The 21,736-nt window shown below is 37.4% G+C and carries 15 protein-coding genes and 1 tRNA gene; 4 read left to right on the top strand and 12 right to left on the bottom strand.

Annotated elements, in window-relative coordinates:
• Positions 1 to 160: 160 nt before the first annotated feature.
• Positions 161 to 2,287: a hypothetical protein gene (locus DKM50_13560; GenBank protein ID PZM77274.1), complete on the bottom strand. Its 2,127-nt coding sequence runs from the start codon at positions 2,285 to 2,287 to the stop codon at positions 161 to 163.
• Positions 2,288 to 2,431: 144 nt separating this feature from the next.
• On the opposite strand from DKM50_13560, the gene DKM50_13555 reads away from it, so the two are divergent.
• On the top strand, positions 2,432 to 2,578 hold the full coding sequence (locus tag DKM50_13555; GenBank protein PZM77277.1) for a hypothetical protein: 147 nt from the start codon (positions 2,432 to 2,434) through the stop codon (positions 2,576 to 2,578).
• On the opposite strand, the gene DKM50_13550 is transcribed toward DKM50_13555, so the two are convergent.
• The 4 genes from DKM50_13550 to mtnA all read right to left on the bottom strand — a co-directional run bounded on the left by DKM50_13550 (position 2,575) and on the right by mtnA (position 9,204).
• A complete protein-coding gene (locus DKM50_13550; GenBank protein ID PZM77273.1) occupies positions 2,575 to 5,124 on the bottom strand; it encodes a hypothetical protein in 2,550 nt (849 codons plus the stop codon). The genes DKM50_13555 and DKM50_13550 overlap by 4 nt on opposite strands.
• A 38-nt stretch (positions 5,125 to 5,162) precedes the next feature.
• A complete protein-coding gene (locus DKM50_13545) occupies positions 5,163 to 7,022 on the bottom strand; it encodes a hypothetical protein (protein PZM77272.1) in 1,860 nt (619 codons plus the stop codon).
• 440 nt (positions 7,023 to 7,462) lie between these two features.
• Entirely contained in the window at positions 7,463 to 8,149 is a 687-nt protein-coding gene (locus tag DKM50_13540) for a hypothetical protein (protein ID PZM77271.1), read from the bottom strand.
• Positions 8,146 to 9,204, bottom strand: coding sequence for an S-methyl-5-thioribose-1-phosphate isomerase (gene mtnA, locus DKM50_13535; protein PZM77276.1), 1,059 nt, complete (start codon positions 9,202 to 9,204; stop codon positions 8,146 to 8,148). Before mtnA ends, DKM50_13540 begins: the two co-directional genes overlap by 4 nt.
• 301 nt (positions 9,205 to 9,505) lie before the next feature.
• Between mtnA and DKM50_13530 the strand changes: the two genes are divergently transcribed.
• Positions 9,506 to 10,120, top strand: a complete 615-nt coding sequence (locus tag DKM50_13530) for a hypothetical protein (GenBank protein ID PZM77270.1) — start codon at positions 9,506 to 9,508, stop codon at positions 10,118 to 10,120.
• A gap of 56 nt (positions 10,121 to 10,176) precedes the next feature.
• On the opposite strand, the gene DKM50_13525 is transcribed toward DKM50_13530, so the two are convergent.
• Genes DKM50_13525 through DKM50_13515 form a run of 3 tightly spaced genes read right to left on the bottom strand, consistent with a single transcriptional unit; the run spans position 10,177 to position 15,234 of the window.
• A complete protein-coding gene (locus DKM50_13525) occupies positions 10,177 to 12,489 on the bottom strand; it encodes a 4Fe-4S ferredoxin (GenBank protein PZM77269.1) in 2,313 nt (770 codons plus the stop codon).
• Positions 12,490 to 12,499: 10 nt separating this feature from the next.
• Complete coding sequence (locus DKM50_13520; GenBank protein ID PZM77268.1) at positions 12,500 to 14,140, bottom strand: glutamate synthase; 1,641 nt, start codon at positions 14,138 to 14,140, stop codon at positions 12,500 to 12,502.
• Entirely contained in the window at positions 14,128 to 15,234 is a 1,107-nt protein-coding gene (locus DKM50_13515; GenBank protein ID PZM77267.1) for a glutamate synthase, read from the bottom strand. The genes DKM50_13520 and DKM50_13515 overlap by 13 nt, the downstream gene beginning before the upstream one ends.
• A gap of 277 nt (positions 15,235 to 15,511) precedes the next feature.
• On the opposite strand from DKM50_13515, the gene DKM50_13510 reads away from it, so the two are divergent.
• Positions 15,512 to 15,588, top strand: a tRNA-Pro gene (locus tag DKM50_13510).
• Here the strand turns inward: DKM50_13510 and DKM50_13505 are convergent.
• Positions 15,567 to 16,070, bottom strand: a complete 504-nt coding sequence (locus DKM50_13505; protein PZM77266.1) for a hypothetical protein — start codon at positions 16,068 to 16,070, stop codon at positions 15,567 to 15,569. The two genes, DKM50_13510 and DKM50_13505, sit on opposite strands and share 22 nt — an antisense overlap.
• Before the next feature lie 709 nt (positions 16,071 to 16,779).
• Here DKM50_13505 and DKM50_13500 point away from each other — a divergent pair.
• Positions 16,780 to 17,475 (top strand): hypothetical protein, encoded by a 696-nt coding sequence (locus DKM50_13500; GenBank protein ID PZM77265.1) that lies wholly within the window; start codon positions 16,780 to 16,782, stop codon positions 17,473 to 17,475.
• 196 nt (positions 17,476 to 17,671) lie between these two features.
• Here the strand turns inward: DKM50_13500 and DKM50_13495 are convergent, their stop codons facing one another.
• The 3 genes from DKM50_13495 to DKM50_13485 all read right to left on the bottom strand — a co-directional run bounded on the left by DKM50_13495 (position 17,672) and on the right by DKM50_13485 (position 21,536).
• Entirely contained in the window at positions 17,672 to 18,253 is a 582-nt protein-coding gene (locus tag DKM50_13495) for a hypothetical protein (protein PZM77264.1), read from the bottom strand.
• Positions 18,254 to 18,351: 98 nt separating this feature from the next.
• A complete protein-coding gene (locus DKM50_13490; GenBank protein ID PZM77263.1) occupies positions 18,352 to 20,163 on the bottom strand; it encodes a hypothetical protein in 1,812 nt (603 codons plus the stop codon).
• A 68-nt stretch (positions 20,164 to 20,231) separates the two neighbouring features.
• Positions 20,232 to 21,536 (bottom strand): hypothetical protein, encoded by a 1,305-nt coding sequence (locus DKM50_13485; protein ID PZM77275.1) that lies wholly within the window; start codon positions 21,534 to 21,536, stop codon positions 20,232 to 20,234.
• Positions 21,537 to 21,736: the final 200 nt, after the last annotated feature.

The following is a 21,736-nucleotide window of genomic DNA, read 5'->3' as shown; positions in this document are numbered from 1 at the left end:
CCTCACGATGGACACCCTTGTCTTGAGCTAATGGTTGGCACTATCAACCCCCATATCGGACTTTCACCGACTAGAAAGCGCCCATGCTGGGCGCACATACAGTAAAAAAGCGCTCGAAAGAGCGCTTTTTTTATCATACACTGACATGGGTACTGCAACGTTACCCTACGAACGCCAATGCCCAGATTGCTTGCGGACGCATGTACATCTGCGCGATGTAATTACCCTTTCCATCAAAGGATTCAGGTGTCCTGAAAGCAAATCCACCTTCATAGATAGTCTTCTGAAGGGAATCCAGAATAGACTGTCCCTGAACTTTCTTGTTTAACAAATAGTAGTAGGAACTTATTCCGTAATTCACACCGGTCCAGACATCATTTCCCTGCGGGGTAAAAACATCATCACCAGCTCTCGTTCGACCATTAACCATGCCAAATTTTCCAGAAACAAAATCAAGGTAGTTATGTTGATAAACAAAGTCTAGAATTCTGGTCTCATTACTTTCAGGGATCACCAATGGAAGATTACAGAACCGCAAATACCACTGCCCCGCTAACTGATCGGACATTACATCATTAAGGGTTTCGTCATAATTGAAAAAATCTTTATTCCATAGTTTACTATTAAGAGAACCCAGCCCTTTTTCGAGAATAGAATCTACCTCACGATTGTAATCACCGATTTGAAAAGACATCTCTTTATAAGCAACAAGAGCAGATAACCATAAGATAGCGCAATATGCAGAGGATCCTTTCATCGTCCAGTTATCATAGGTCTGGTCAGGCCATCCATCGTTCTCAGGTAAGCCGTCATCATCACGATCAAACTGCTTATAATAGGTAAATGCTTCTTTCACTGCGGGCCAGCAATAGTGTAGGAACGCAATATCTTTTGTATAGTAATAATTACGATAAATCATAAGTATAAATTTGGGATTAAGGTCTTTCCAGAGATTAGGATTCTGAAAACAATAGGAATTTACTTTCACAAAAGGATTCTCTTCAAACGAACCCAGGTCATGAGGACAGGCACCCCGGCGTTTTCGATATCCCAGATATTGATTATCTTTTTCAACTGTCTCAGCCGAAGCCAATGAGCGATGTGCCAAGTAACCGGAATTGAACTTGATAACGGAATTGTCCTCAATAGCTATCGTATCTGCAAACTGTTTCATCACCTGCTTCTCTAACTCAGGCCAGCCATAGAGCAGCGCCCATGAGCTATAATACCTGACATCTAACGTCTCGTAATAGGGATAATCCACGCACTCCAGATAACCGAACCGATTGGACTTCGCCTCCCAGAGAGTTCCGCCGTGAGCGAGATAGTACAGTTCATTTATCATCAGGGTCTTTATATCCTCTTCATATAAATAATTATTCCAGATTTTTTCCTGCCATTCGTCAATCTTGTAAAGTATCCATTCCTTTTTCTCAAAAAGCTCTTTGATCAAAGTATCCAGATTCGATTGATCAGGACACATATATTCTGTATATTTACGAAAGAACCTCTTAGCACCATCAAAACATATCTCTGGAATATCCCAAACAGCATAGAAATCAATCGTTTTTTTCTCTAAAGGTTTCAACGTTATTTTCCAACTGACCACAACATTATCAATATCATCAACGCACTTACTAATTACCTCCGAAGAGTATATTCCAAACTCTTCCTTCACATTATTTGAACATACCTTAGACAGCGAAACCAAATGTTCAGATCGCTTTATTATTGCAGGAATCAAAGAAGGAATAAATTCATAATGAAGCTTGTCATCCTCAACAACTCTATTATATTTTCTATCGAGAATATCAGTTAATGTAAACTTTATTTCATAGGTAAGATTGTGGTCTTCATCATTGTTGAGCTCAACAATAAATATTCCCACAGGATAGCTTGTATACCGATATTCATCCATTATAATTGGTGTGTATTGGAATAGCTTCATGGACGTTGACATCCCAACAGGGAAGTTCCACTGGGCACAAGGATACAAAGCGCTATACTCACTATCAAGATAATCTAATGTGGCAGTATTCCCTTCAGATTCATAGCTAAATTGAAATCCCATAGAAAAATCTTGTTCAAAGCAATGCTTCCCCGGATCAAGATGCCAGCAATTCCAGCTCCCTGACGGCGAAATACCAATGGTCCCGGCACCAAAACCACCGATAGGAACACCGTGAGGAAAAGTATCCAGCATCGGGCTTCCGAATCGATGAGATTTTGGATTGATCGATATCCAATCCCTGACAGACTTCTTCCATGTGCTTTTTTCGATCATCATAAACAGTGCCTGCTTTCATATTATAATATCCAGTCTGCGCGGCTATAAGTTAGCATTCTATATTCTTTTTACAGAAATAGTTAGCCCCTTTTCCTTTACACTCCTAATATTATAGTGCAAATATGAAACACAACAAAAAGGTATCTGGAAAATATTGATAAAAACAAAATTACCGAGTTCTACTACTGCAATGTCTGCGGAAAGGTTTATTGGAAGGGGAGCCATTATGACCATATGCTCGACTTCCTCAAAAAACATATTCAAAACATTCAACTTCGTAGTAACACTTAAAACACTAAACTCGTTTTGCCTTGCAACAACAACGTCTCCCAATAAGGATTGGCATTATATTCAAACTCGGAACGTAAGGAGCAATTAACATAACCGGCAACGTAGTCGACATTAATTATCGTCTTCTCCAAATGTTTCTCACTTCCGGAATAAGAACGGCTAAGATTATAAGAAAAGTTAATCGAGAGTCCGGGACAGGGCATCCAATATGATTCGATTGAAGGAACGTAGGAATATGTACGACTACCGTAAAAACGATTATGTTCTTGAACGGACGCTAACGCTGCCGTAAAATTAAAATCACGGGAAAAATCATATCTGCCCGATGATTTAAGCGATATGGTATCAATTATCTCATTCCTGGTAGGATTATTATTAATTTCCGTTGACTGTCCATTCTTATACTCAAGCCCACAAGATAACTCCCGTGTAACACGGAATTTTGTTTCGAATTCAGAAGATAGAATTCTATTGCTTTGCTCTTGCGACAACAGATTGTTTGAAGTACTAATTGTGTCGTAGAGCGCCTTCGTTGCCGAACTATAACTATTTCTATATATCATATCGATATTTCTTAGTGGCTGATAAGTTGCATAATACAAGTAAATATCTTCTTTAGCAGTGCTTTTAATTATTCTTGTATCAACAGTTTTTCTATCCCATTCATACCCGGTATCATTTTTAATATTCAGAGCTATTTGTAAATTTTTAAGAACAGAAAGATTAATTTTAGCTTGATTATGAATTCGCTTTTCTACACATAATTTATTCTTAGGATAAATTGTATATTTGGGACTAATAGTATACTGAATTCTACATATTGAAACCGGATTCGCCCGGAAGGTAAAACTTCCGTCATGTTTACTAACATCTTCTTTTACCAGAGGTGTTTCTTCCACCAAATACTGCAAGGTATATTTCCCGTTAGAAGAATAATTTTTATCTATAAATGCATCGTAATTAAGATAGGCAAAGGTTATCGGCTCTAGATTCGATTGTTGTTTCCGATCAACTTCTCCATCAATTGCAAGATTTGTTAAAAGTTTTGAATTTGCTTTCAAGGTATAGTGTTGCGAGTTATAGCTAATACCTGATTTCGTTCGGTAATCAGAAAAGCTACCCCTACCAGAAACTGTCAGACCGTCATTGCTAAATATATTTGATATTCCATACGTTACTTTTGAAAAATTATTTATAGAGGTAACGTTATCCTCGACTTCAGAGTACTGTCCTGAAAAATTAGTTTTTATCCCAAAAAGAGAAAACCCGGCATTCAGTGATTGTTCATTATTATTCTTATCACTTCCCTGCCCATTTTCATTCTTATTATTATAGTTGTATTCAAGAATACAATCCTTATCAAGCGCCCATGATACCGAATGTTTATACATATCTGTAGCAATAAGGTGCTGCCGCAACAGATTCTTATATATCATAATTTTGATGCGGGAAATAGGAGTATACCCGACACATCCGTAATAATTCCTATATCCCTGATTAAAATCCGGGTTACCGATGGACCGATAACTCTCACCAACTCTCGTAGCTTCCATATCGACAGAGAAGGGATTACTTTCATAGAGTATCTTCGAATAAATGGCCCCTCCCTGTATCAAACCTGTACGTTGCAGCACATTTGGATTATATCGTGACCAAGCCCCCTGGATATCCAGAGCCATGTCCTTATTAATTTTCTTTTTAGCATTAACCCCCAGCACAATATGCTCTGTAGCATTAATACTTGTCTGGTCGGCAAGCTCAGCTTCATCAGCATCTCGAATAAATACCGCACCGATTTTTTCTTCCTGCCCGTAACCCAACATCACACTATTCAATGTTCTTTTAAATAACGATAGTGAATACTCATAAGTTACATCAACTTTTTCTAAGGGCTCAATTATCTTATTAAGAAAGCTTAGTTTTCCAGACAGATAGTCAATGTCATAATCTTTTCCCCGAACTTGCTTTTGATCATTCACTCTAACTAATTCGCTCCCAACAATTACGGGAGCAGAAGATAAATGAAACGGTCCCTGGCTGCTGTTTCCATAAAAGCTGTCTTTTTTATTGACACCTTTGCTCGTCGAATTTATATACAAAAAGTTAGTATTACCAGTTACAGATTCCAGCTTAAATCCATTAAGCGTTTTGCTAAAAAGAGCAAATTTGTTATCATTCATTGAAACCTTGTACTCACCGAAAACGAATTCGAACAGTTTATTTTTAAGCTCTAAACTAGCCTTTCTCTCTTCAGGATTAGATTGAGAACTATCGGAAATATCAACATTAATCTCATTTCCATAAGCTTTACCATTGACCTTGAGCAATAAACTTTCTTGTCTGGAATACCCTTTTGTAAAATCTGGTTTATTACCTTTCATGCTTTTGTTGATAAAAGTTAGACTCTTATTACCTTTAATAGCTATATCAGGTTTATCCGTAAGACTAATAGCTCCCCAAAAGAATTCGTTATTATTGTTAGAGTAAAAATCTTGAGTATTTTGATTTGTCGCTAGCGGGGTGGTTTTTACAAAAAGCCTGCGCAACCAATGCCGGTCTGAAACAGAGTGAAGAAAAATTGGGTCTAGTGAAGGAAGTCCAAACTTTTTTTTTTAGAATAAAACGAATTATCACCTTCGAATTCTATTGATTCAATTTGTCGCTGTTCCAATATAGTGATACGCTTTTTTAATTCATTTCGATTTTCTTCAGTTTCCATATTTTTATTAATCAGCTCAATATTTTGCTGCTCTAGTCTTAATATAATTTTTTCTAATTTTTCTAACTTATCCATAATATCGGAAGTATTTTTTTCGAACAGGATATTTTTTTCTTCTTGAAACTTATTTTTTTTTTCAAGTTCAGTAGCTAGTTGATCAACTTTCATCTTACTCTCTTCGATTACCTTAACTTTTTTGTTGAATAGTTCATCTTTATTCTTTATTGCTTCGGCTTCCTGAAGTAGTTTTGATTTCCCTTCAACAATTTGCTTAGTCTGCACAACTAACTGCTTATAAGAATCTTTAATTGCTTCAGTTTCTTTTTTGATATGCATATTACTTGAGATAATCAATTGCTCAATTGCAGCTACTTCTAGCTTTCTACTCTCAACGTCGCCAAGCATTTTATTCAAACTTGCCCTGTCCTCTTTAATTTTTTGTTGCTCACGAGAAATTAGATTTTCTTTTTCTTTAAGCTTTTCATTCTTCCGGGTAATCTCGGTCTGCTTATCTTGATATAATTTTGATTTCTCTTCCTTTTCTTTCTTATAATCATTTTGCATTTTATAAATTTGGACTTCTCTCTCGGAGATAACAGCTTCTTTCTGCATCAACACTTCTTGAGTCTTTTTGATGCTTTCTTTTTCATCATTAATGATCAGTTGATTTTTACTTAACGTTTTATTAAGTATGTCGATATCTTTTTCTTTCTGTTCCAGATTATCTTTCTTTTCGAAAACAATTTTTTCCTGAGCTTTAAGTAATTGCTCTTTTTCAAGAATTTCCTGCTCTTTCTTTATAAGTTCGACTGCTTTAATATCAACTACCCTTTTCTTTTCATTAACCTGAAACTCTTTTCTTGCTATCTCATTTTTTTCATTTAATAAGGTAGATTCCTTCGTCTTCAAGTCTTCCTGTTTTTTTCCTAGAATTTCCTTTTCAGATATTAAGGTAGTCTCTTTTTGTTTGAGCGACGTTTCTTTTTCACCCAAGCCTATTTCTTTATCATTGATTTTGCTTTCTTTAACAGCCAATTCCTTTTCACGGACTTTTAATAATTCCTGCTGTTTGTTAAGAGAATTTTCTTTATTTTTAAGTTCAATTAACTCCTTCATTATTTTTTCTTTTTCAGACTTGTATATATCCAAGTCTTTCTTCAATCGCATTATCTCGTAGTTACCAGATGAAATCCGGCTCAGCTTTTCTTCAAGAGTTTTGATTTTCTCTTCAAGAAAAGTTTTTTGATATTCCGCTAAGGTGTTATCTTCCCGCAAATGCAGTATTTGCGCATTAAGGTCATCTTGTTTGGAGGTTAACTTATTTACGGCAACGTCTTTGAAGCCGTTAGGATGACTGCTTTTGACAATATAATATTTCACAGGTAAGATTATTGGCTCTGAATTATTATTGTTATTTATAATTAATTTGGCGGTGTAGCCTCCCTCGAAAGAACTTCGTTCTACAATATGAACACCATTCCACGCACCCGGTCTAACCTGCTTCAAATTTACACGCTCAGAGGAAGAAAAAACCACAGAAATGCGAGAGGCATTTATATCCGTAAACACTTTGATATCCAGCTGATCACCAGCTGTGATCGGGGATGGAGATAATTTTATATCGATATTGCCTGCATGAAGAAATGCAGGAATAAGCAACATAATCCAGAGAACGACTGTAAATGTTGAAAAGGCATTAAATAATTTCATTATTTCATTATTCATAATAATATATTAATCGTTATATTAATAAATAAATTTCGCATAATTATAAAATTTTATTTTACAAAACATATTTTTTTTTTACTTTACAAAAAACATATTAATTATAAAATAATTATTTATTAATTAATTGCATTCATAATCTTACCTTAATTAAATTAAGCCATTAAAGAAACAAGCCGATTAATTACAGCAGATATTTACAAAATGAAAATACTTTACGTTAATTTAATCAATATATATTACACTAAATAGAAAAAAATTAATACATATAAATTTATTGATAATTGGGTCAGGGCAGCCTACAATGACGTAAATTATCGCCCCACCCGCCGGAAGAATAATAGTTTTATTTAAGGAATAATGTCATTACCCTGCTCTAACAATTAGAGAAGGCTTTCAAGACACCTAAACACAGGTAGTCGATGGAATATCTTGTGGAACTACTGAAATAATAAGTCTGGAAGGTTTTCATTTATTTTAATATCATCATAAACCACGTAGACTTTCATCTTCTGTCCGTTCACCTCGATTGAAGAGTCCATTGATTTAAGAATTGGAATGTTATTTATCATGATATACTGCATATCAGAATCCAGCATCGGCTGCCCGTCTTTTCTAAGCATAGTCATTTTTGATATTGTATAATCTTTTTTATTCGCGACAAACGTAATAGTTCCGATACTATCCTTATCTGCTGCAACTTTAGGTGTTCCCTTTATAACAAGCGATGAGCCATTTTCATCGAGCACCATATTAAATTTGTCCAGATAACTCAGAGGGCTTTTTTCAGCCATATCCATACTTTCACCGATTTTAGGTAATTTGGTCTTCTGCCCGTCTGCTCCGATCATTATTACTTCATTACCATTGTAAATAGTAGTTTGCTTCATAGGGTTAATTGCCTCAACTCTGATTTTAGCTATTCCTTTTTTGTAATATTTTGCTTTCTGAATAATCTCTCTGGCGATTGCTGAAGATCGAATCGTCGTCGTCATCATAGCTTCAAAAGAGTGTATCTTATCCTGATTTTCTTTGACTTTTAATATAAACTCGTCAACAGTTATAGCTTGAGCCACTGACAGCAAACCTATTATGAATGCGAATATACTAACAATAGTTTTCTTCATTTCTTTACTCCTTCAAATTCTGCAACATTATTCACAGCAAATAGATTCAAAATTGATTCATTATCTGGCTTAATAATACCCTTTTCAGTAATAATACCAGCAATATATTTCGATGGAGTCACATCAAAAGACGGATTACAGGCCCTGGACTTTACAGGCATTATCCGAACTCTCGAAAAATTGCCGTTGTCAGACCATCCATGAACATATGCTACTTCATCTTCACTTCGTTCTTCTATCGGAATATCTTTTCCGGAAAGACAGCTTAGATCAAAAGTTGACATAGGCGCAGCAACATAAAACGGTATACCAAATTCTTTTGCCACGATAGCTTTCTCATAAGTACCGATCTTATTTGCAACATCACCATTCGCAGCTATCCTATCAGCGCCGACCATCATCATAGAAACGCCTTTCGACATATAATAGGCTCCTGCATTATCAGGGATAACTCGATGAGGAACACCTTCCTCTGCTAGTTCCCACGCCGTCAAATTACTTCCCTGGCATCGAGGTCTCGTTTCATCAACATAAACAAATATCTGCTTTCCTTGTTGCTTCGCATGATAAATAGGAGACAAAGCGGTCCCCCAATCAACACAAGCTAACCAGCCGGCATTACAATGAGTCTCAATAATATCGCCATCTTTTATTAATTCAGCGCCATATTCACCTATTTTTTTACAGGCGTCAGCACTCTTGTTTGCATATTCCTCCGCTCGATTGAACACTATCGATTTTATTTTTTCCAAACTTGTTTCATCCTTAATGACTTCCATTACATAGTCTATGGCGGTAAACAGGTCCTTAGCTGTCGGACGGGTATTCTTCAAACAAATTTCGGCTTGTTTAATATACTCACCAAAATTACTGCTGTTCGCAGCATTAACTGCCTGCACAATTCCATATGCAGCAGCAGCGCCTATTGCCGGAGCTCCGCGAACAATCATATCTTTAATCGCCTTAGCTGTTTCCTGGTAATTGGCTGATGTCTTAATCTCAAACTTATGAGGAATGAGGGTCTGATTAATTAGTTTAACTACCCCTTTTTCCATCCAGACTGTGCGGTAGTGTTTATTCTTTACTTTCACGGACGACTCCTATCATATTCATTGTGTTCCGATATGTTTTTGCTGACATAAGGAATCAAAGACCTCAGCTATAATACTACCTAACCATTTTTTTTTGCAACAAATATTATTCATTTATTATCTTTTTATAGGGCCCTCAAACTCAAGTACTCGTATGCACCTCCAGCAAACTAATTCGTATATTACAACTACAGAAAACCAGTTAGTTGAAACTGAGCAATTAATCCCTTATACTAAAAAAAACAATGAAAAGACGAAATTTTAAATGAAAAAAGAAATAGAAACAATAATCTTTGATTTTGGTGAAGTGCTGGCACATCTTAACTTCCCACACTGGATTGAGATTATGCAGCAAATTAACCCTGACATAGATCAATCATCATTTGATATTCAACACCACAGATTAAATACCCTTTTCTCAAAGGGGCTCATCTCCGGGGACGAAATGGTCAATGAATATAGATTATTTCTAAATAGACCTATGATGTCGATTCAACAGATTAAACGTATTCACAATTCCCTTTTCATTGATGGCAAAATGAGAACAGTTCAACTGCTTCCTCACCTTAGTCAGCGATATAAGCTCTATGGATTATCAAATACAGATCCCTGGCATGTAGAATATTTAACCTCGTTAATGCCTGGTCTTTCTGAATACTTTGTTGATAAAATATATTCTTACGAAGCTAAATCACTTAAACCGGAAATCGAAATATTTACATATTTCCAGAAACGGACTGGTATCATTTTTTCGAATACAATCTATTTTGATGATTATGCACCGAATATCGAACGAGGGATTTCACTCGGTATTAACTCAGTATTGGTAACCGGAGAAGAGCAACTTTATAAGTATATATCTAATACTTTGTTAAAGTAATAATGGCATTGCGGAGATAGAACCAGCTACTCGTATTTTTCTAAATTACAGGAGTGTTAGTCTTCGATCGCGTATTTTACTTCGTTCTCATACATATGCCAGATACCACAAGGACAAACTCCTTGGCAGATACCGCAGCCAATACACAATCTGCTATCAGAAATATACTCATACGTATTATCATCATGAACCACTCTTCGGATAGCACCTTCAGGACATGATTCAAGACACATTTTGCAGTCTCTACAAGTTCCGCAGCTTATACAGCGATTATAATCATCTTCGGGTTTGGGAAGAGTATCAACATTGCATTTATGAAAATATTCTAGAGACAAAGACTCAGAAGGTACAACTTTTGGCTTTGATTTCAAGGTATATTCAGTATTATTAAATAACGAGTTAAGATAGAGAGCTACTTCCCGTCCGTTAGCAATAGCATCTATCAATAAGCCTTGCTTAGATACATCACCAATAGCATAGACATTGCCTTCAATATTGAAATGCTGACCAGTACTAATAAAGCCTCTCGCTAACGTAACATCAGAAATAAAATCAAGCATAGGAACTTCGCCGATTGAAATAACTACCGTATCCGCTTCAATAAAACTTCCGTCTTCAAGAAGAACACCCTTGTCAGTTATTTCTTTGGTCATTACAGGGTATCTCAGTACCGCCCCTAACTTTTTGACTGCTTCAATTTCGTGTTCGAACGCCATAGGCTTAACAACATCTATACCGGTCACTAATTCTGCGCCGCATTGATACGCTGCTGACATAACATCCATACCTGCATTTCCGCAGCCGATAACAACCACTTTCTTGCCTAGATCAGGACGATCCCCTTTATTAACTTTTTTTAAAAAATCCAAGCCTTTAACAAGTTTTTCGCTGCCCTTCCATGGAATAACTTTGGGGGTATGAGCTCCAGTTGCTATAATAACTGCATCATAATCTTTTTTTAATTGAGCAAACTTATCTTTATCAATTTTGCTATTGGTTTTTATTTCTACACCGATTTTTTTTATTCTATCCACTTCTACATCTAATATAGCTTTTGATAATCTATGATCAGGAATAACTTGTGCAATTTTACCACCGACAAGCGAATCTGCTTCGAAAACTGTCGCATTGTGCCCTCTTAGAGCTAACATCCATGCAGCAGTGAGCCCGCCGACACCAGAACCGATGATAGCAACCCGTTTATCGGTTTGTCTCGGAGGTTTGTCAACTTTAACTTCACCGGATAATAAACCTAACCCTTTTATCTGTGCAGGATAATCAATATTACATCGAGTACATGCCTGCATACATAAATTAGGACAAACATTTCCACATACCGAAGCTGGGAACGGAGTGTATTCCAATATGATATTATAAGCTTCTTTGAAATCTCCGTTACGCATTAGGTTGAAACGGGTCTGCGATGGTATACCTGCCGGACAGTTCCACTCACAGGGAGCAGCGTATTTTGCGTTATCCCATTCAGGTTTTCTTAGTCGCCAATGTCCGCTGTTAACGAGTCCATTAACAATGTTATCATCAGGAAAAACATCTCCGAATATTCCACCTTCAACCCATTGTGCTTTACGAAAATCTTCAATACCTGCCTTTGTTTTTTTGCTTCTGTCTTCAAATGACTTAGAGACAATTTTTTTCCACTCTGACATATCAATAAGCTTAGAAGCTAATTCGCTACGTCCGATTTTTGACAGGAATACTGGAATTCCTTTCTGTAAAAAAGCAATATCTTGTTCTTCAAGGTCTGCAATCTTAACATCTTTCTCATATACTCCATTGACCTGTCCACGAAAATAAACCGTCCCGCCGACCATACCAACACAGGCTCTATCGCCAAGAACAGAATCAAATCCTTCACAGTCAAATCCACAAACAATCGCAGTTCCGCCACCCATGAATTCAAAGGAAAAACTACCGGTATTTTTGAGTACCCAAAACTCAGGAACATCGTATGCAGGATCATGTTTCATAAGAGAACCTGATCGAGTCCCGGTTCTTCCTCCCACATATATCTTCCCAGAAGCAGCACAGTGCGCAGTAGTATCGCCGCCATCACCTTTAATAGTAATAATTCCACCGGCATTGAGCCAACCTACGTCTGCAGGAGCTGACCCTTCAACAACAACCTCTGTGCCTTCAAGACACATTGATCCTACCCGTTGACCAGGATTATGAACAATAAATTTTATAGGATTTCCGTCAGTAGTCCATAGAGGGCCACCGATATCATGTTGTCCGGAAGCAAACACTTCAAATTCTGTTTCTCCATTAGCCATTTGCTCATAAATAATTTGAAGTAATTGTTGCGTTGATAATCGATTATTACCTTTAACGGTTTCTATTTTAAACATATTGTTCTCCCTAACACGCGTAATTGATCTTTAATTTGTCAGCGACAGCAGTATCAATTGATACAAGAGCATCACTTCGACCAACAGGAAGTGTGCTGTTGCCAATAGGCGCCATTAACTTTTTCATTTCTTCATCGGCTGCAAGAACATAATTAACTATGTTCTCAGCTGCTTTATCAACATCAAGCCGCTTCACTAATCGAGGATCCTGAGTAGTAATACCAGCTGGACATTTACCGGTATTACAGGCATTACATCTACCTTTTTCATTTCCTACACACCCCATGATCTGGAGTAATATTTTTCCAATAAAAACGCCATTTGCACCAAGACAGATCATCTTAAATGCGTCAGCCGCAGCATTACCGGTCATACCTATTCCACCGCCAGCCCATAAAGGGATGTGTCCTTGTCTCCCTTGAGCAACCGCGTCCAAATAGCATTCCCTAAGTCTGGAAACAATCGGATGACCTGTATGATCAAGGCTCACTTCATTAGCAGCTCCTGTTCCACCTTCGATACCGTCCAGAAAAAAACCTCCGACAATATGATATGGATCTCGAAGCAGATTGTTATAAACAGATACAGAGGACGCCGATGCGGCAACTTTGATAGCCACAGGGACTCTGAACTTAAAAGCTGCATTGAAGGATAAGAACATCTTTTGTACCGACTCTTCAATACTATAAAGCCCTTGATGATTGGGTGGAGATAAAAGATCAGATTTAGGAACACCTCTGATTGCTTGAATATGAGGAGCCACCTTAGCTGCCATAAGAAGCCCGCCGTCTCCCGGCTTAGCTCCCTGCCCTATCTTAATCAGAATCCCGGCAGGATCCTCCTGCATCAATGGCATCGCTTTAACAATTCGGTTCCATCCAAAATGACCAGAAGCTATCTGGATAATCGAGTATTTAAGATATTTAGATTTCAACAGGCGTACCGGCATACCGCCTTCACCGGAACACATTCTTACCGGCAAACCTTTTTTCTCATTGAGGTATGCAGTAGCTATACAGATAGCTTCCCATGCTCTGGTTGATAACGCACCTATCGACATATCGCCGAAAATCATCGGATAAATCAATCTGACAACAGGAGTCTTTTTTGAGAACTCTATTTTGCCGTCTTTAACCGTAACAGGTATTTCATCAGGAGCTAGTATTCTACCGAAGGGTGCCCTAATATCAAATGTATGCCTTGCAGCATCAAGAGAAGGATCAGTCATCTGTGATATTCTGCCGACGACAATCTTATCAAGGGTCCTTCGTTCTTTAACATCTTGCAGATTTGTTCTGCCGCCGCGTTTAATAGTACCGTTTTTCCGGGCGATAAATTCGAATCGAGAATCAACATTTCTTTCCGGATAAATAGCATTATTAGGACAAACTTTTTCACACATGCCGCAACCGACACAATGGGTTGAAACACCGTTTTTCTGTTTGATAACGGTAACGGTTGTATGGGTTTTCATTGGTTCCGGCTGCGGAGCTTCCGAAATAGTTCGCGTCCTGCGTTCCATTTTGGCCTCAATAGCACCAAACGTACAAGTTGCTACACAACTTCCGCATTGCGTGCATCTTTCAGGATCATACACAATCTTCCAGGGAAGATCATTCGCTGTTTCATCAAGTGGTCTTACTGTTTGCACCTTGATACCTCCAAGTTATTGTCAATAAATACGATCTCTCTCTCTCCAGGATAAATGTCCGATTCCTGATTGCGCTCAGGCATAATAGCATTAATGCCGCAGACTTCTGAAGAAATAACGATCTTTCCCTTTGTGCAGCCAACAACAACCGGACGGAGCTTTTTGGCATCACAACAAGTAAACATTCCATTATCAGGAAGCATCCCGATAATAGTGTTAGGACCATTTATTTCAAGATGCGCTAATGATTGCCTTAGTACATTAAGAACCTCTTTATCCTCTCTTTTTTCTATATCTTCAAAGGAAATAGGAGTTATTACATGTTTGTAATACGATAGAGGCCATTTTAATTCATGATGTAAATAATGAAGAGTATAAAGAAAACATTGTGAATCGGATTCGAACCCGAGATACCCTCTATGAAGGTTCTGGAGACATTCCTTATTCTTCTGATAGAAGGTATTCTCTCCATTGGCACATAATGTGTATCCCTGAAGAAAAAAAGGATGCGCCGCATAACGAACAATTTTGTAATTGGTATTTTGACGGCACTGAACAACGATGTTTTTTGCGGTAAGCTTATCATCTTTTTCCCAAAGGTCGAAATAGATACCGATGTCTTTTGGATTGCCGATTTCTTTCAAGGTAAGCACGTCAGGCCAGAAGGAAAAAACATAACCTTCATTATTAGCTTCTAACAATTTTCGCAATTCGAGCCTTGTATCTACAAGGAAATTGCTCTTTTCTTCTTCAGTTAAAACTTGAATTGTTTTGGGATAATCATAATTTTCAAAATGGTAATGTTGCATTTTTTGGACATCAAGTCCAGGATGATCTTTTCTTCGTGGCGACCAATGGTACGCTAACGTGAATCCTTTTGAACTCAAAAATTCCGATACGATTTTCACACCCTTATCATTACATGTATAGGATATTAATGGTTTATCTTTATAATCCTCGAACACTCCATACAAATCTTGCATGACCATAGCAAAACCTGAATTGTCGTGACCTTTCTGCTGAGGAAGCATTAGATATAACGCCTCAGATGGATGTACCGGCGTTTTAGATTTTATCGCTCCAATACGACACATAGTATATCTCCTAAATATTATTTCAAAGGTATGGAATAGGCTATACAAAGCTTAATAGTCAAAATATTTTAACATATACATAACTATCTTTAAATACCCAAATTATTCAAAAGAATTCAAGCTGACTCGAAAAATCCCTCCCCAAAAAGAAGAAGTGAACATAAAACAATTTGTAAAAACTCTTATAGATTTTTTGTTCTCTTTTTTTTAATAACAATTCCGATTTATAGAGGGGACGTTGAAATAATGAAATATAAATGGTAAAATCTTTTCGGTGCGGGGTGTGGCTCAGCCCGGTAGAGTACTCGGTTCGGGACCGAGGGGTCGCCGGTTCAAATCCGGCCACCCCGACCAGATTCCATTCCTAGCTTTATATAGCGGTTCAACATTGTAAAAGTTTCTTCCACGGTAAAAGCCTTTCCAACAATTTCATTAGTACTACCATCAATCAAAAGGAACGTCGGCACGCGCTCAATACCTCGGTTTGTTGCCAATTCGGTTGCGCCTAGATCAACACTTACATTAATTACCTTCCCCATTCCAGGCAGCAGGCTTTTCTCCGCAAACTCCTTCATTTCAGGACAACTCGGACAGGTATCACTAATAAATACCTCATAATAAACACCATTTACAAAAGTATTTACACTACTATCTTTCTCATCAATAATTAACGGACCATTATCAACATACGCTTCAATCTCTTCTTCAAGCGCATCCCCTAGCTCAACAAATGCTTGTTCTTCAACATTATTCGATATCTCAGCATCTTCTTTTGTCTCAGCATTCCCACTAAAGCTAACATCAAAAAAAGACATTTGTTCCGATTTCTTTTTCATAAACATGCTCCTTCTTCTTTTTACCTCTTATTATTTTATAACTCTTATTTTCAACAAGTAAACAACTTTTTTTGCAAAATCAATATCACTTCGTTATAATTAGCATATGATTACAGAAATATGTAAAAACAACTTCATTGATGCCCACACAAAATGCTGGAACTGCAATCAAGAAATATCAAGCATAGACAGTTACTGTAAATATTGCGGCAAAGGCCAGGGGAAAAACATTTCCTGGCAATATAAGCCATGGGGCATTATATTTCTCACGGTCTGCGCACTCGGACCATTCACTATTAAATATGTGTGGAAAACCCCGCAATTATCCAAAAGAGCTAAAATAATCTATACCTTCTTAATTATTGCAATTACCATCTATTTTTTCAATAAGCTCTATACATCAGTCAACGAATATTATGCGCTAGCACTACAGCTGATCCCTCAGTAATATCGCTATTAACTAAAACCAACTAACACTCCCTTCCTGCCATTTAATTGCACCATCATATTGGAAACCTTATCTCTATTTTTCCCAATACAAGTTAATCCATAAAACACTCGATATTGAGGTCAAGGGAGAGGCAATTAATGAAAAGATGCAAATATTAATATTTTAAAATATATTAATTGGGGGAAACTGTAAAAAAAAGAGAAAAACCATAATGATTACATTATGAATAATGAATAAAAATATAAGGAGGAATTAATTATGAGTATGAAAATTGTAGAAAACAACCCACCAGTAGGGCCGGTAATAAAGGCAAAACCTAAAACAGAGACATTTACATCTATGTTTAATCCTGGTGCAGCTTATACTGCGACTATATCGCAAGAAGGTGTAGCAGCAACAGCCGGAACCGCAGCAAATCGAATAGAGAGTGAATCATCACCCGTTGTAATTTCAACGAAACCGAAAACCGAAAATAAGCCAGGAGGATTCTGGTCAAAATTAAGAGACACAATTACAAATAGTTTACACACTGCTGGCGAAGATATTAGGAATGCCATTAAATCTGTATCCAGCGCTATTATAAATGCAGCAAAAAGCATGTTTGCATTTTTAGGAGGAGACAAAAAGGTCGCAAACACAGATACGCCAACAGTTGCAACACCTGAAACAATGGAACCCCATTATAAAAATAAGCTACCTGGACTTTCAACAGAGGCTATTGATGAAATTAGAAAATCGTTAGACAAGGTCGCAAACACAGATACGCCAACAGTTGCAACACCTGAAACAAAGGAACCCGATTATAAAAATAAGGTACCTAGACTTTCAACAGAGGCTATTGATGAAATTAGAAAATCGTTAGGCAATGAACCTCATGATGAAAACAAGCTAGGTGAGAGGTTATTGAATGAATTAAAAAGTGAGAAGTTATTTTATGAATTAAAAAATCGTTAGATTAGGGGGGAAATTTAATAACAGCCCATCAAAACAAACACAATACTGAGAATTTTTTGATAATGTTAAAACATTGATATAAAAAATACTTTAGAGCAAAACACCAAGCGCCATCTTTGTCCAACGACTTAGATGGCTTTTTTATAAATACATCCGTATTTGCTTTTCACATCCACCAAATTATATAATAGAATACCTAAATAGAGATAGAAACACCTAACCTGGAATAAAACCCGGACTTATCTATATCTCCCAGATCAACACTCGCCGGCTTAATACGAGAATTAAATTCTTTCTCGCCATTAACTACCCGAACTAAGTAACCGGCTTCTCCATACCCCTGAAGAAAAGGTAAAATATCTTGTTTATTATTAACAAATGCGCCTATATAGGCATTTGCAGGAAGACCTATAAGATTCCCGGAACTATCTTTCCCGTAAAGAAGATCTACAAAACCAGCTAATCCGAATCTAAACCCAAACAGACTTTCATTGGTAAATACCTGCCCTTCCAAAGCATAAGAACTAACTTTAAAAGTATCTTCCCCAAAATTTTGCCCTGCAAAAGAAAATACTGCTGCCTTGATAGTAGTTTCTTCAAGTTTTGAGATAAGGACCCTGACAGAATAGGTATCGCTTATGCGAAACTCAGTCCCGGCACCAAAACCTTTATTATTAACATAGTTCGAGTAGATTCCATTAATTGTAATTAACGCTTGCGATGAGGTAGCAGAAATAAACGTGATCAGCAAAGCCAAAACCATACAGTTAATTTTCATAGCACCCTCCCTCAAAAAACCAACTTATGCTGGCAGGATTGTAGCATAAAATCCCCTGTTATCAACTCAGCCTTTTATAGCCTCGGATTATGTTTTTTTTACTGTCCCAGTGTAAAATAAAAAATCGCGCCTTTGCCTTCTTCGCCTTCAGCCCAGATCTCGCCGATATGTTTTTTCACTATAGCATGTACAATCGCCAATCCTGTACCATATCCATCGCTCTCGGAAAGAGCTCCCTGAAGTCTATAAAAGGGCCGAAATAACTTATCGGAATATTCATTCTTAAAGCCTATACCATTATCTTTGATGTAGTAGATTGTTTTATTGTCTTTGGTAATTGCACCGAACTCTATATTGAACTGCGGTTTATCTTTTGTGAATTTGAACGCGTTATCAATCAGATGTTCTATGATAATAGTTACAAATCTCTTATCAGCGAAAGCTGTAACATCCGGCTCAACCGTTATCTCACCCGTACGGCTACCAGCGGTTATTTTTATTCTATCGACTACTTCTGAAACAATGCTGCTAAGATTAACTTCTTCCCTAGTCGGCACATCTTTCAGTAACGACAAAATATTTCTAATAGTATCTACCATAAATTCTATTTTTTGTATGGAAACATGAGATCGCTCGATATAGGAGATTCCCTCAGGATCACACTGATTAATCTTAATTTTTTCTGACAACAGCGAATTAAATCCATCGATACTTCTAAGAGGGCTATAAAGGTCATGAGTAATACTATAGGTTAAGGATTCAAGTTCTCGATTTGTCGCCTCTATTTGTTCCGTACGCTCTAAAACACTTTTTTCAAGTGTGGCGGAAAGTACTCTGCATTGATTTTCTATTGTTTTTAAATGGGTAATATCTGTAAACACCGAGACGACACCGATGGTAGTTGTGTCCGCCGACTTAATTGAAGCTGCAGTCAAATTGACCCATATTGAATCAGATCCGGGCGGTTTTATGCTAAGTACCATCCCTATTATTGGCTCTCCTCGAAGAGCATGAAGCGCCGGAGCATCTTCATCTTCAAGTTTTGTTCCATCTTCTCTGGCTACATCTAATTGACTGATACGTAGCGGCTCTCCTATTTGGGGATTACCAAATATATTCTTCGCTTTTTTGTTGAATGTTACAATATTACCGTCAATGTCACTAATAATAATCCCGTCCGCAATTGAGTTAAGGGTAGCGTTAAGCTCAGCAACATGTTTTTGTAATTCTTCATATATTTTTTGTTTTTCATTTTCAAGCGCTTTTCTTTCTGTGATATCGATGTCAACAGCTAGTCCTTCGGTTATATTACCCTCGGAATCCCTTATCGGTGCTGAGCTGATGAGTAAAGTTCCATAAGAGCCATCCTCCCTCTCGATAACGATCTCCTCATCTCTAACGATTTCCCCACTCCTGATTGATCGCGATAATGGCCATTCTTCCGGCAAATATCTTCGTCCATCAGGACGAAAGGCCTTGAACTTCTTATACTCCTCAATACGACTGAGAGGACTAGTAGGCTGCTTCCATATCTTTTCGATCTCCGTGTTCCAGTAATCCATTTTTCCTGAGGGAGCCTCAACAATAATAACACCCACCGGCATTTGCCCAATAACAGCATTCAACAACGCCTTTTCCTTCTCAAGCTGGAAGGTTCGATCCTTTACTCGCTGTTCAAGTTCTTCGGTTAAATGATCCTGTGATTTATTATAAAATACATTCCCAGTCCTTTTATACTCAGATATATTTTCCTCAAGTTTGAAAATTGTTTCCCTTAATGCTGAGTTTTCTTGTTTCAACTCAGATAGTTTCTGCTCCGATTTCACGGCTTCCTCAAGACATGTCTGTAACCTTTCTGATAATTCTTGGGTAGACTTTTTCCCCCTCGAATTTATGTTTTTTTCACTCACAAAATTAACTCCTTGTAATATTATAATTCCACCTGAACATTACAATATATTATTTTGAATTACAAGAATCAACTGTTTAATTTTAATGGGGTAACGAGAACTTTATCAATTTTACGACCATCTGTGTCAACGACCTCAAAACGAAAACCGTCCCACAAAAAATGAGCAGAAGTCCTGGGAATATCCCCGAACTGGAGGGTAACAAATCCAGCAATAGTAAGATAAAGGTTTTTATCTTCTTCCGGCATACGCTCTATTTGAAATAGCTCTTTAAATTCTACGATGGTAAAATCGCCGTCAATCAGCCATGATCCGTCTTCTCGCTGCACTGCTTCCGGTTCCATTCGAGGTTCGTTCGCAGGATGCAATTCGCCGATAACAACTTCTAATATATCATTAAGCGTAACAATGCCCTGGACAACACCATATTCATCAACCACGATCGCGGTATGAACGCCGGATTCCTTAAACATTGTCATAACTTTGAGAGCCCGCATACCTTCCGTAACAAAGAGAGGTTGTTGGAGAATGGATCTCAGACGGGATGCCTTTATGTCGCATCCTATGGAAAACAAAGATTTTAAATGGACAATACCTAAAACCTTATCTAATGTGCCGTTACATACCGGAAACCGCGAAAAATGGCTATTAAGTATTGTGTCAGAAATTTCCTTATCAGCGTCGTCGATATTAATCCAGACAACTCTATTGGCAGGGGTCATTAAAGAATTGATTCTTCTATCGTCCAACATGAACACCCGCTCAACGATTTCAGTTTCCACTTTTTTCAGTATTCCCTCCCTGGCACCCTGCTCAATAAGAACTTTAATTTCCTCTTCTGTTACCGGAGTTCCCTTAGAAGGTTTGATGCCAAACAAGCTCAGGACTATATTGGTTGAAAATCCGAGGAAACGGACAACAGGATGAAATAGTCGCGACAGGAAATCAATTGGCCTAGCGACCTTTATAGATATCTTTTCCGGGTTTGTCATGCCTAATCGCTTTGGCACAATTTCTCCAAAAACCAGTGTAAAATATCCGATAATAATAACAACAATACCGATACCAAGCACATTGCTGTATGGCTCCAGACTAGGGATATCAGCTAAATAGGACGATAATTGTTCTGCGATCGTAGCCCCACCGAACGCACCGGACAAAATGCTGACCAGAGTAATCCCGATTTGGATAGTAGAAAGAAAACTATTAGGGGTTTTGGCAAGTTTAAGCGCTGTAGCTGCCTTGAGATCTCCTTTTCTGGATAGTTCCTGAAGCTTCGTTTTTCTTGAAGATATTATGGCAATCTCAGCCATGGCAAGTATCCCGTTGAACAAGATCAAACCAGCAACCGCTATGATTTCTACAATTACCATCTTATACATAAAACCATTCTTCCCCTTTTATAAAAAGCTATATAACAAAAGAATATTATACATCAAATAGAGATAATATAACATCTTAAACATTTGAAATACAGTAGTTCTAATTATAAAGAGCAAAGGTTAACAGAAATAGTTAGTGAGTTAAAAAAATAAACAGGCTAGCATCAAGTAATCATAAAAAAACATCTCCA

It is taken from the genome of Candidatus Margulisiibacteriota bacterium (assembly GCA_003242895.1).
GTDB lineage: Bacteria > Margulisbacteria > Riflemargulisbacteria > GWF2-39-127 > GWF2-39-127 > GWF2-39-127.
The sequence above is the reverse complement of the archived record's forward strand: the minus strand, read 5'-3'. Positions and strand labels throughout refer to the sequence as shown.